At 47.7% G+C, this 13,608-nt stretch carries 9 protein-coding genes; all 9 read right to left on the bottom strand.

Going from position 1 to position 13,608, the window contains the following annotated elements; translation table 11 throughout:
• Nucleotides 1-7 precede the first annotated feature (7 nt).
• A complete protein-coding gene (locus HPY31_RS03185; RefSeq protein ID WP_172138331.1) occupies nt 8-1,666 on the bottom strand; it encodes a hypothetical protein in 1,659 nt (552 codons plus the stop codon).
• A 2-nt stretch (nt 1,667-1,668) separates the two neighbouring features.
• Nucleotides 1,669-5,136 (bottom strand): DUF4132 domain-containing protein, encoded by a 3,468-nt coding sequence (locus HPY31_RS03180; protein ID WP_172138329.1) that lies wholly within the window; start codon nt 5,134-5,136, stop codon nt 1,669-1,671.
• 19 nt (nt 5,137-5,155) lie between these two features.
• Nucleotides 5,156-6,295: a VWA domain-containing protein gene (locus tag HPY31_RS03175; RefSeq protein ID WP_016740514.1), complete on the bottom strand. Its 1,140-nt coding sequence runs from the start codon at nt 6,293-6,295 to the stop codon at nt 5,156-5,158.
• Complete coding sequence (locus HPY31_RS03170; protein ID WP_172138327.1) at nt 6,280-8,682, bottom strand: DUF5682 family protein; 2,403 nt, start codon at nt 8,680-8,682, stop codon at nt 6,280-6,282. The genes HPY31_RS03175 and HPY31_RS03170 overlap by 16 nt, the downstream gene beginning before the upstream one ends.
• Nucleotides 8,643-9,743 (bottom strand): ATP-binding protein, encoded by a 1,101-nt coding sequence (locus HPY31_RS03165; protein ID WP_172138325.1) that lies wholly within the window; start codon nt 9,741-9,743, stop codon nt 8,643-8,645. The genes HPY31_RS03170 and HPY31_RS03165 overlap by 40 nt, the downstream gene beginning before the upstream one ends.
• Before the next feature lie 200 nt (nt 9,744-9,943).
• On the bottom strand, nt 9,944-10,801 hold the full coding sequence (gene kynA, locus HPY31_RS03160; protein WP_172138323.1) for a tryptophan 2,3-dioxygenase: 858 nt from the start codon (nt 10,799-10,801) through the stop codon (nt 9,944-9,946).
• A gap of 79 nt (nt 10,802-10,880) precedes the next feature.
• Nucleotides 10,881-11,876 (bottom strand): aliphatic sulfonate ABC transporter substrate-binding protein, encoded by a 996-nt coding sequence (locus HPY31_RS03155; protein WP_172138321.1) that lies wholly within the window; start codon nt 11,874-11,876, stop codon nt 10,881-10,883.
• Nucleotides 11,877-11,906: 30 nt separating this feature from the next.
• Nucleotides 11,907-12,662, bottom strand: coding sequence for an ABC transporter permease (locus tag HPY31_RS03150; RefSeq protein ID WP_172138319.1), 756 nt, complete (start codon nt 12,660-12,662; stop codon nt 11,907-11,909).
• Nucleotides 12,595-13,437 (bottom strand): ABC transporter ATP-binding protein, encoded by an 843-nt coding sequence (locus HPY31_RS03145; protein WP_172138317.1) that lies wholly within the window; start codon nt 13,435-13,437, stop codon nt 12,595-12,597. The genes HPY31_RS03150 and HPY31_RS03145 overlap by 68 nt, the downstream gene beginning before the upstream one ends.
• Between the last annotated feature and the right edge of the window lie 171 nt (nt 13,438-13,608).

Genomic DNA, 13,608 nt, shown 5'->3' with positions numbered 1-13,608 from the left:
CTCACCGTTATAGGTCTAACTTAAAGCTCGTCAGCGATTTTCCCTGCATGATACTGATCGGATAAAGCCCATCTCCTATTTCTTGCACAAGCAAATACACATCGCGCAACTCTAGCAGCCGTTTATTTTGTTCGAGATGACGTATATTGCGGGCGAATTCCCCCTGATAGGAGATGCTCAATTGAAGGGAATGACTTTGCTCGTCTTCGATCGTCAGAATCAACTGCTGCGTCTTCTGATCGAAATCGACTTGGTTGAACTTGTTCGCTTTCAAAAGAAAAACCGAGTCCAACGCAGTCTCAAACATATCGCCTGCCGCGTCCTTCCATCCATTTGACCAGTCGCGAACGACCACCTTGCCGAGATCGAGCTCTTCGATATTGTCTCTGGGAACGATGGTTAGCTGCGTCTCTTCACTGGAAGACAAGCGCTGCTCCCGATTCGTCTTCGCCTGTGTCAGGATGACCTGTGAATGAGAGAGCTCCTCCATCGAGATCAACCCGCCCCAGGGTACCTTGCTTTTATAGCTGTCCTTAAAGGAAAAGGATATGCCTTCATAATACACGGGGCGCGCTTCTGTATACGTGTAGATGCGTTGATCAGAAAGCGAGTAAAAGTAATACGTAATCCCCTTGTACCCTGACCGCGTCTCCCATGGATTTGCTCCCAAAGCATACAGACTTAACTGAGGAACCATATGGTACTTACTTTTGAAGTTGCCGAGTAGCTGCTTTTTCGCTTCGGTGTGATCGGTCTTCTCTAGAGCGAGCAGACTGAGATACACCCGGGAAAGTCGGTCGAGCAGCGCTTCCGTCGAAAACTTGACATGGCGCTGAAAAAATAAGTTCAGCTCCCCATGAATGCCGCGAATGTCCTTTTCCACACGTGGAAGATTGCCGTTATGTGCAGCGATAGCAAGCAGCTCCAGCCGTGTACAAATCGTCTGGGATAGCTTTGCCAAGCCAATGCCAAGAATCTCTGCGATCAGGGCTTTGGCTTCCGTTACGACATCCGTTTCATAGCTGACATCGGTTACAGATGCTTGTAGCTGCTCACGATCCTGTAGCTGGTGCATGGCCCGATAGCGCAAAATGACCTCCAGCTTGTGCAAGCAATTGCCTTTCGCCTTGCAGGTGCACATGCTCTTCCCGATCTCCGATTCACTGTCAAATGATACGGAAATATCTTGGGTGTGCAATGTCATCGTTAAAAAGGATGTTTCAACGACTTCCATCTCCTCGAAATAGTCGAGGCGAAACAGCACTTCTTCCAGCTGCGCTGGGGTAAAAGCCTTACTAATGTGAGACGGCTGCAATTGCAAGAGCCAGCTAAAGTCAGGCTTGTAGGTCATCTGCTCTTCCTCGGTCTCTGCTCCTGCTTGCAAATGGTTTTGTGCATAGTAGACGATGGCAATGATGACATGCTTGCATATCTTGTCAGATGGACATGAGCAGGAAAAACGCTCAATATCTGCATGAAGTCGGCATACGCTGTCATCTGACAGCGCACACTCGACGTAATCGTCCCCGAACTCGTAGGAAACGGACATTCCTTTTTCCATTTCCTTGATGGAACGGTTGTAAATCCCTTTATTCGCGTATTTGATGAGATACTCTTCGTTGCACAGCGCGATAAACCGATGAAATTCTGATGTGAAATCTGCCATCGTTATTTTCCTGCTGCACGCATGACATCATAGACAGTTTCGCTGAAAATGCGTGTTGGAATATCCGTGAGCTTCAGCCGATCCACTGGTTTGAAGTAAAAATGCTTGTACTCGGCATCTTTATTCGGGAAGAAAGCCAACGTCTCCAGCTTCACATCCTCCATTCCTTCCCAATACGAAATGCTCGCCCCGCTGATCTTCAACTCAGCCACCATACCGTCATACAGTTTGTAGAACTCATAATAATAACCGGCATCGAGCGGCGTTCCTTTGACCCAGCCGAATTTCTCCATCATTTTCGCAAAAGCGGTTGGTGAATATGATTCAACAGGCAGACGGAGCATTTCATTTGCTTTTATTTCTTCTTCCGTAGGCAGGAACGCTTCACGACTCAACTGCTCGAACGGTTGAGTAATTTCGTAATCTTCTAGCTGCGTACGCCAGCCGTTTAACATCTCTTCGTCCAGCTCCAGTGGGTGAATCAACCCAATGAGCTGTTCATCTGCCAATTCATATTCATCCTCGTCCACGGTGTTAAATGTCCCATCGTCCATATAGCGGAACGTATCTACGAGCTTTCCGTCCTCGTATACACCCCAGATGAGCCCGATTGCGAATTTTTGCATCAACACGTTTTCCACAAAGAGACGTTTCCATGCTGCCGTTGACCAATAACGCGATTTGGACAAAGACTCCTCCAGACGAAGAGATTGTACTTTCACCATATTTTTCAGGTCTTTTTTCAACTGAGCAAAAGTCAATCGCGCCTGTTCTGCCTTCTCCTGATCGTCTTTCGCTGACGGTGCAGGCAGATTTTTGACCGCTTTTCCTGTGCTGTCGTTCGTGACCTCCAGCTCCAGCTCGTTGCTAACTTTAACCGTGAAGGTGCGGTCGCCGTAGTCAAACACTTGCTTGCCGGAAGCATCGAAGCCAAGCGTCGTGACCAGTCGGTCTTCCAGTTCCATCGCGGAAATGTTCTGATTCGCAGCCGCCATGGACAGCGCCTCTTCTGCTGCCGATTTGACTTGCCTGTTTTTGATCGTACGCTTAATCTGGTCGATTAGACGCAGGGCCGTCAAATCATTCGAGAACGACAGGGCACGCACGCCATCCGCAGCCAAAGCCCCGCGGGAGTGATCTGTCCACTCTTTAATCCACTGACCAATCGTATCGACAATACGTCGATCTCCAAAAGCAACGCAGAGCGGCATGACCCATTTTTCTTTGGCGACTGCCCCATTATCGAGCCAAGTGCGCAAAACTTCTGTGGTAAAGTCAGCAACAGATGCCGCTTGCAGAGACGGTTTCAAGTCAAGTACCAACTGGTTTGGCGCAGTCGGGAATTCCATTGAGGCGGTTAGCATGTACTCCATTACTTCTTGCCCCAGCTCGTTGCCATCTTGGTCGCGAAGGGCTGGCATACGCTCCAGTGGCATCCATTTGATCCTTGTGAGTTTTCGCTTGTCGGTCAGGTTGCCTAAATGAGTCAAGCTCGCATCTGGCCCCTGCTCCTCGGCGTCGATAAATGTTTGCAGCAGCGTTTTAAATTTGCTGCTTTTTTCATTTGTCAGTAGCTCCTGGAAAATCTCCTTGTTATTGTCCAGGGAGCGGATCGCATCCAGCGCCATTTCCTTGACCTTTGCTTTTTTCTCTGTTTGATAGACGTGCAAATAAAGCTCCTTGTCTTTGGCCTGAAGAAACGCTGCACCAGCGAGGCCGCTCACTTTCTTCGAGCTGTCACCCAATCCGAGTAGAATCACTTGGTTGCGCAATTCCTCTGACAGCGTCTCCTTTGCCGCTAATAGGGTTTGCGTCACAAACACGCGAAGCTCCGTTTCCAGCTTGTCAAATTGAGCCAGAGTCATTTCCGGATTCGCTACGACTAACGAACGATACACCTCTTCTTTGACGTCTGTGTAATAATAGTGCGACTCCTTGATCGACAAAATCTGATAGAACAGTGTCTGGATATCAACCGCTTCGTCCTTCCGGTAATGATCAATGAAGGCGGTCAATCGATCCTGGAACGCATGAGTGAAGCACATATGACCTACTCTGCGATTGGACTTGTCTTTGTATTGGCACATGAACGGAATCAGACGTGCAATAAACGGATGATCCACAGGCAAGAAGCTCAGCAGGATCATTTGCTGTCTTACGAGTTGTACGTCCTCCAGATGCACATGCTCGAGCACATCCTCTAGGGCAGCTTTTTCATCCAAATAGCTTGCCAGCTTTGTCGAGCCCTTCGCACGTCGCAACGCGTCTTGAATAATCCCTTCCAAAGATGGCTGGAAATCGGAAAGATCCACGCCTTCTGCCGCCAGCGTATTGTGTAAAAATCCCTTGACCATCGGGATCGAAGCAAGCTCAAGCGCTCGTCTTGATCTCGTTACGTCTTCCAACACCAATTGCTTCACTTGTTCCCAATTGGTCGGCGGGGATAGCAAATGCTCGCGCAGGCCCAGCAGTAGATCGTAAGGCTCATCCATGTGCACGAGGTCAACCAGTCTCTTATCTTGGGACAGGATATCAAGCGGGCACACGCCGAAAAGAATTTGCAAAGTATCGTGCAGCTCCTGATCGATTTCCTCTTCCTTGTTCAGGAACGCACTGATCCCGCCTTTGACGTGAATGCGGTAATACAGCAAGCTGATGACCAGCTCCATATACCGATTCAAATGCTTCTGATTCAAAAGAGAGCCTTCCTTGACCTGCTCTTCTGGATAATACTTTTCTCGCAATGCAGCTTTTTTCTCTTTGACATATGAAGGGTACAACGACTCGTTGGTCAGTAAATTGTTACTCGAAAACTGCATGGACACGACTTCTTTGGCAATGGTATGTAGCTCTTTTATATATTCGCGTGTATCACCTGTAATCAGGTGATAATAGATCGGCATCAGCTTTTCTTTTGCTTCTTCCAATAAGCTCGGAGAAATCGAGTACGCATACGAAATGAATAGCAAAAATTCGGCCCGATCAAATGTCGAGGAGTAATCACGGCTGATACTTGCGCGATAATCCTCCGCGGCTTTTGACAAAAATTCGGCAAACAACGTATGACCGAAATGCTCGACCGTTTTTCTCATGGCCTCCAATGCTTTCTGATCTTTTTCTCGGATATCAGCATCACTGATGTCCTTCATACCCTGAAGTTCGATCTGATCCAGGAAGCACTCATCCATCACATTTTTCTTCTCATAAAAACGGTTGCTAGCCTTGTAGATCAGCACAGCTGCTCGATAGAAGGCCAGCTCCTCGCCACGTTTTTTCAGCTTGTCAAATTCGGATCGAACCGTGTAGCTGTAAAACCGCGGGTCCTCTGCGATTGCTGGGCATTCGTCTGTGTCACCTGCAACGTAATCAGCGATTTCATCGTACAAATGCTTGTTTCGATCACTTGCACTGATAAACTCCTCCACAAATTTCTTCGTAACCGGATTCAGATCTGTCTTTCGTAATACCATTCCTTACTCCTCCTTCTCTCTATTTGATCACTTTACCAATCCACTGCGCGAGCTCATCAGGCGTGATCGCGGCAACGTTTGCTCCCATATCGCTCAATACCCTGGCAGCATGCTGGTTGTACGTAGCGTTGCCATTGAAATCCAAAGCCGTCAACACTAAAAACTTGCAGCCTGCGTCGATAATCTCCTTGCTTTGGCGATACATTTCCTTGATCGGGTAGCCTTCCTCCAAATCGCTGACGAGGATAAATATCGTCTTCGATGGATTTTCGAGCAGTGTTCTTCCGTATTTGAGCGCCTGTGCAATATGAGTCCCCCCACCAAGCTGCACACTCATCAGCACATCGACCGGATCATCCAGTCTATCGCTCAAATCAACGACCTTCGTATCAAAAATAACCAAATTCGTCTTCAAGGCAGCGAGCTTGTAAAAAATACTTGCCATAACGGAGCTGTAAATCACAGAGTCCATCATACTACCGCTCTCGTCCACGACAATGACGATGTTCCATTTGTTGTGATGCTGGATATTGCTGTGGAAATACAGCTCATCGATGATAAAACGACTTTTTTTGCGATCGTAGTTCTTCAAATTTTTGCGAATCGTTTTATGGACATCCAGATTTTTCATCGACTTCGTATAACCGCGTTTGTGGCGATTACGCTTGCCGACGATGCTGGTCTGCACTTCATTTTCAAGCTGACGCCGTATATCGTCTACGACCTTTCGTACAATTTCCTTTGCACTTTTTACGACCTCTCCTTTCATCCTGCCTTTAAATTGGAGGATGTTTTTTAAGAGGGTCATGTTGGGCTCCATGCTTTCCAACACTTTTTTGTCAGTCAACAGCTCTGTCATGTTATAGCGATCCAGAGCTTGCCGCTCGAGGATTTCTACCGTCTTCTTGGGAAACAGCTTGCGGATTTTGTTCAGCCAGGAGGGAACCGTCAATGCCGATTCTCCTCGGCCGCCTTCTTTTCGATAGCCTTGCTCTTCTCCGTATTCACGGTTGTATAAAAATTCAAGAATCGAGTCCAATTCCTGATAGGAAAACTCGGATGATTGATAGACCCCGCTGCCTTCCAATGATTCCTCGGCATGCGAGCCCAATAACAACCGCCAGCGGTTCAAGGCTTCGCGGCTCAAATCAGGTTCCATTTGGCAAACTCCTCCTTGATCGCTTGATCGAGCATGCGGGCATCACGCAAGGCACGCTCATCGATGACTGGATTCGTGACTTGTTCCACCGTCGTTTGGAAGAGAGCTGCCACTTTTTCCGAGAGCATACTAATTTCCATTGGGCTAAAATATGTAAACGCCAATCGTAGCTCAGGCACTACCTGCAAAAAGTCGTCGTAGGCCAAGGATGTAATCATCTGATGCAGATCGCGCATGATTTCCTCTTGATGAAAGAGATAGTCACGAGCCACGATAAAAACGCCATGTAAATACGCGGCGGTATGCAGCATTTGCTCAGGCGAGCCGAACATATAGGCACGGGCACGTCTGGAGATTTCTGCGCGTTCGATCACCTCAAGATTGCACAAGATCGCGACCACTACCCCCTCCAGTTTCGCGGGGAGCTTGTCGTTACGCAGCAATTCCCGCAGTTGATCACTGAAAATCTCTCGGGAATCATCCGCCTGTCTCTTCTCACTCAGCATGTAGAGGAATTTGAGCTGATCGGCCAGCTCATCCAGTTCGTTGGGGTTCGGGTTTCCCTGCTCGACGATTTTGGTCACAGCCTGGTAATATACTTCTTCCACCAAGTTCTCCAGCCGTTCTGTTTCGCTTAGGCCGAACAACCGTTTTTGCTCCAAAAGAATGGTGAGTGTCTTCAACGTCTTGCAAAGCGAGAGAAAATGTCCATCCTGCCTAACGGACTCTACTACAGATTCAAAGAGCCTTTCCGACAGCTCTTCCAACCCCATAACGACCGCCATCAAAAGCCATTTTGCCAGCTCATGGCTCTGGTGCTGCGGCAGTTCTTTTACCATATCGGCTAGCTTATGGGCAGCTGCCTCCTTCACCGTCCCACCGTAGACCGAGCTCTCGATCAGACGGGCTTCTACGAAGGAGGAATAGCTGTAGCGCCATGTCTCTCGGACGAGATTGACATTTCGATTGTTCATCCAGTCAGGTCCGGCTTCTTTGGTGCAAAATTCTGTGCCCAAGAACTGCATGCAGTGAAAAAACTGGCTAGCTTCACGATGCGACTTCTTGGCATACAGCTCTAGCACCTTTTGATTGCGGGCTGTCGTCGTGATCGCGAGCTTTAACGATTTACATCTGTCTTTGCAATCGCGAACGATGGGCACATCCAGTGAATTAGGAGCAACTTCACCGATTCCATCTCCGGTCAACAGCTCTCGCAATGTCTCGATCGGCTGAGAGGTTGCAATTGAGCGCTCGCCTTTTGTAAAAGCAGAGAGAACGGAATCGAGCAACTCATAGGCACCGCCCTCAGCCTTTTCCCGCATGACAGCCAAGCCATTCATGAGGCTGTACGCTTCGATCGCATCCGCAGTCGATGTCGTTTCTCCTTTGTCACGCAGCCTTTTGAGCAGTTGCGGGAGGTATATCAACGCGCTTTTCGAGAAGGGAGCACGCTCCTTTTTCTCCAACGCCTTCCACACACTCTCGTAATAATGGACGTACGGCATCCCGCTTGCGTATCCATTCAACTGATCTGCTTCCTGGTACGTGTACACCATCGGATATATTTTTTCTTCCTGCACCTTTTGTATCTTGTAGGAAGTCTTGCGCTCCTCGATGAGTCCGTATGTATGAAAGCCCCCGGTCACCACGAGAATTCTCGCATGTTGTTTCTTTGCTTCTGCAATTTTTTGACGCATATGCGCCTCGCGAATCAAATCGCCTTCCGCTTCCAAAGTAGCGTCATCATAGCATTTGCGTGACAGGTAGCAGTAAGCAAAGACATCCTTGACGAAATCCTTCGTCTGTTTGCGAATCCCATCAATCTCAAAAACCTTTTCCCACAGCTCATCGAAGTTCCTGCATTTCATCGTCTGGCACAATCGCTGAATAAACTGCGAGCCTGCCAGCATGCGCTCATCGTGATAGGACAGCTTTTCATTCTTCTTTTTCAAATCATGACCGTCTTCCAAGCTTTCCAGGCGGCTTCCGTAGCTTAGATCAATGAAAGCAGCAGGAATCTGCCGACGTTTTGCTTCGACCAAGGCCACATACTCCGGCGAATACAGAAGAAACGGAAAGTAACAGACGTATTTTTGCTCCCCTGAGGCGTACGCATAATAAATGCTCACAGGGGGCTTCGTCCGTTCATCCGTTAAGATCGGAATGATATGATTGCTATGGTCCGGGCCTTCAATCAAAATGATTTCCGGTTGATACTCTTCGATCGTTTTTTTCAAATGAAACGCGCATGCAGGACTATGATGACGAACCGGGAAATAGACGACCTGTTTGCTAAGGTTGTAGACCTCATCTTCGACGAATGATTTTATGAAGCGGTCCTGATCTTTTATTTGATCCATTTCTTCTCGTTGTAATACGTTCCCCATAGACCCTCTTCCTTTGCCCGTTCTTTGACCACTTTGGTAAAGTAGGTTTTCAGGATATTTGCGTCCTTTTGGTTTTCCTTGACGACGGCTCCTAGCATGTTCTGTACCAGTCGATCCATGGAAATTGACCTGCCATCATAGTAATGGGACGTCATTGCACTTTGAACATAGACGGATACGGCTTCGGCTGTACTCATCACGGATTGAGGGGAATCGATTTTGAACCCTTCCTTTGTCTCGCCCATCCGCAGCTCCATGAAGGTCGTCGCCAATATCTCAACCACATCGCGATCGATTTCGATGTTTACGCCACTTTGCTCCAGAATCACTTTTGCTTGGGATTCGATAATTTGGGCTTCCATTTTCACATGATTAATCGGCGCGATTGTCTCGAAGTTAAAACGTCGTTTGAGGGCGCTACTCATTTCATTGACGCCTTTGTCCCGCAGGTTCGCTGTTGCGATGATATTAAATCCGGGCTTGGCAAACAGGATGCCGTCTGACAGCTCGGGAATGTTCATCACCTTGTCGCTCAAAATACTAATCAACACGTCTTGAACCTCAAACGGGCAACGGGTAATCTCCTCAAAACGGGTAATGATTCCCTTGCTCATTCCGTTGTATAAAGGAGAAGGAACCAGCGCTTGCAACGAAGGACCTTTGTCCAGCAGCATAGCGTAGTTCCAGGAGTATTTGATCATATCCTCTGTCGTTCCCGCGGTGCCTTGGATCGTATTCGTGCTCGTACCAGAGATAGCCGCAGACAGCAGCTCAGAGAGCATCGTTTTTGCCGTTCCTGGTTCTCCGACGAGCATTAAGCCGCGATTGCCTGCCAATGTAACGATTGCACGCTCAATAAGCACATCGTCTCCATAGAACTTCTTCGTAATCGGTATACTTTCGCCCTCATAAGAAAGGGGTTCATCCGTTCCTAAAATAAAGTCGCGCACCGCTCTCGGCGACATCAGCCAATTGGGAGGTTTTGTCCCTGTATCCTGGGATCGCAGTGCATTCAGCTGTTTCGCATATAACACTTCCATTGGTGGCTTCATTGTTTCCATCCAAATGCCCACTCCATTTCTGGTTGTACTTGAAAAATAAGGTATACTATAAAAAATGAAAACATATGTTTGTCAGGAAAAGAAGGGTATTTGTACCCATTATTAGGAAAGATATGTGAAAAGATGTGAATTGAGTACTACATGCCAAAAAGCGCCCTGGGTCCCCAAGACGCTTTTCTCGCTGTTTTTTGAAGAGTTTTTTACAACTGTGTCCGCAAGCTCCAAAGCTCCGGGAAAAAACGGTGATCGAGCGCTCTGCGTAAGTACATGACGCCTGATGACCCACCTGTTCCCGGCTTTTGGCCTATGATACGTTCGACTGTCGTCATATGGTTAAAACGCCATTGCTGTTGCTGACTGGCGATATCCACCAGCTTTTCTGCCAACTCGTACAAATCCCAATACTGGTTCACATTTCGATACACGGTCAGCCAGGCTTGCTCTACACTCTGATTGGGTTGATAAGGTTGTGACCAATCGCGATTCAAGCATTCCGGATCAATCGGCAAGCCCCGAACAGCCATCTCCCTGATCGCCGCATCATAAATGCTGGGCTGCTGTAAGGCCACACTCATCTGGGCGTGAAGCTCTGGTTGATGCGCATACACCGCAAGGACATGCTGGTTCTTATATCCTAGCGTAAATTCGATCAGTCGGTTTTGATAGGATTGAAATCCGGACGAATGACCCAGCTTGTCACGGAACTGGAGGTAGTCTGCTGGCGTCAATGTAGAAAGGACATCCCACGATTTAATCAATTGCTGCTGGATACGCGAGACTCGCGCGAACATTTTGAAAGCAGGCTCCAGATCGTGGTTGCAGATGCATTCATTTGCTGCTGACAGTTCGTGCAAAATTTGTTTCATCCATAGCTCACTCACCTGATGAATGATAATAAACAGCATTTCATCATGATGGGTTGATTGAAGACGTTGACTCGACAAGATTTGATCGAGCTGTAAATAATCGCCGTACGTCATTTCTTTTTGGAAATCGGTATGAATCTGTGTCTCCAATGAGTCGCTTGGTTGATTATTTCCTTGTTCATGTGGTCTCATCGTGGCATGACCTCCTTTCCCATCTAATTCCTTTTCACCCCTCGTTCCTCCTGCTGAATATTCCGCCTTCTCACCTGATTTATTTCGCTGCTTCCAAGTATTTCAAGTCGATCAAGCCATCGATTTTGTTACTGGAAATATAGCCGGCCTCCTGGCTGATATCGGCCATTTCCTGAATGACCTTTTCATTAACCGCTGTTGTCACTTCCAAACGGGAAAAAGCTGCCTGCACTTCTTTTTTGCTCAACTCTTTGCCAGTCAGATTTTTCAAATGCTTGATGATCAAGTCTTGGCTTTCTTCGGGATTTTCCTGAATGAATTTGACTGCCTTTTTATGTGCTTGCAGGTAGGCAGTTGCCAAGCCTTCTCGTTTCAAAAATTCATCGCTGGCTGCTACCACCGTATTGGTTGATTCTTTCCCCCAAGCGAATTGATCCCAGTCCAAAAGCAGTTTTCCCCCAGCCTGATTTTCCAGCACATATCCCCACGGCTCCTGCGTTGCTGCACCGTCAACAGACTTTTGTACGAATAAGGCTGCCGTATCTGCCGGAGCTGCCGCATATAGTTCCACATCTCCACCATTCGTCGTCGGTTTCAGGCCAACTTCATTCAGTGCTTTTCTGAGCATGACATCCTGAGTGCTGCCGATTACCGGAATCGTGATTCTTTTGCCTTTTAAATCCTTTAGTTCGGTAATATTGGTTGAACCATTCATGACGAGCACAGCTCCGCCATTGACCGCACCTGAAATCAAACGATACCCGGGATGCTTGACATAAAAGTTCAACAGCGGTCCAGGTCCGACTGTGCCTACATCAATTGCTTTTGTTGCCATTGCTTCCATAAACAATCCGCCATTGGCGACGGTTTTTGTTTGAATCTTTACATCCGCACCGAAAGCTTCCTTGAAATAGCCTTTCTCCAATGCAATGATCGTTGCGCTATGCGTAAGATTTGGGAAATAACCGATCTTGACTTCCTTCTCAGAGGATTTGGCTCCGCCTGTAGAGCACCCACTCGCAATCCCCATCAATAAAAGAGATGCGACAACAGTACTGAACACTTTTTTTAGCATGTGACGACACACTCCTTAGCCATTTTTCTTTTATGAATGGACTCCCCACTTCATCTGAACGTTGCGTTCGATGCGTGAAAAGACAACATTATCGACGATGGTACCGATGATCGCAATAATGATCATGACAGATATCACCAAATCCATTTGTCCAAGTGAACGGCCCATCTCGAGTAATTGCCCAAGACCACCGCCACCCCCGAGCAACTCACCAGCCATGAGTGCCCGCCAGGAAAACGCCCAAGCGATTCGAAGCCCAGAGATGATCTGTGGTACGGATGCAGGAAGAATGACTGTTCGTACAAAGTGAAAGCCAGTCGAACCGTAAGTCTTGGCTACCCGTTGATATAGCGGCGGGACATTTTTGAAACCGCTGGTCGCGTTTACCGTCATGGTCCAGGTCGCCCCGATCGTCACGATGAACAAGATGGAGAAGTCATTTAAGCCAAACCAGATAATCGCAAGCGGGAACCAGACAATGCTCGGGATAGATTGAAGCGCAGTCACGACAAAGCCAAGCGTATCTTCTACGAGTTTGTACCTCCAAATGAAGTAACCCAATATCAGTCCGATGATAATGGCAATGAGAAAGCCCAACAGGATTCGTCCCATGCTTTTTCCAATCGCGGCGGTAATTTGCACGCTTATCAAGCCATTTACGAGTGTTTCGAAAACCTGGGTCAAGCTGGGAAACATGAACGATGGCAGCCCCGATAATTTAGATGTGACTTCCCATATCGCCGCTATCATAGCGATGAAGATGACCCGTCTTAAAGCTGTAGTCATTGCCCATTTCCTCCTTCAGCACCTTTTCTATCTCTTCTTGTAGAATCGACAGCACCTTCTGCTCGGTGCTTACTGTCACACTGTCCGGCATGACCCCATCGCGCATGGCAGGAACCGCAATGATTTCCTTAATTTTTCCGGGGCGTGTGGCAAAAACGACGATCCTCTCCGCAAGCAAAACGGCCTCCCGGATATTATGGGTGACGAAAAAAATCGTGACCTTGGTCGTCCGCCAAATCTCAAGCAGCTCCTTATGAAGAACCATCCGCGTCTGTTCATCCAGCGCCGAGAACGGTTCATCCATCAGCAAAATGTCGGGTTCCATGACAAGTGCCCGAGCGATGGCTACGCGTTGCTTCATCCCGCCTGAGAGCTGATGGGGATAGGAATGAACATACTTGCTTAAATGGACCATCTTGAGCACTTCCAGCGCCTTTTCGTTGGCTTTCGCTGCTGACATTTTCTTCAACTTGAGCCCATATGTAACATTTTCCAAAACGGTCAGCCATGGAAATAATCCCGCTTCTTGAAAAACAACAACTCTGTCAGGTCCGGGCTTATTCACTTTGTTGCCAGCAACGTGGATGTCACCGTTGTCCGGTTGATCCAATCCCGCTATCAAGTAGAGCAGCGTCGATTTTCCACAGCCAGAGGGGCCGACAATGGAAACGAAGCTGCCCTTTTCCACTTCCAGATTGATATCATCCAGCACCTTTACTTTTTGTTTCTGCTCATTCACGAAATGTTTCGTAACATTATCAATAGTCAGATACATGACTGCACCTCTTTTTATTCCAACTTAGTCGATGGGGATTATGAATAAATAATGATTAATCCTATCGTTTTTGTCAACTATAATCATAATAAAAAAGGGAAGGCGGCGGGCACCTTCTCCTATTCAATGCAAGGGCGACACTTTAGGTGCAGCATTGTACTACGTCCATTT

The sequence above is a fragment of the Brevibacillus sp. HB1.3 genome (assembly GCF_013186635.1).
In the GTDB taxonomy this organism is placed as follows: Bacteria; Bacillota; Bacilli; order Brevibacillales; family Brevibacillaceae; genus Brevibacillus; species Brevibacillus brevis_D.
Note: the sequence above shows the minus strand (reverse complement) of the source record. Positions and strands in the feature narration are given on the sequence as shown.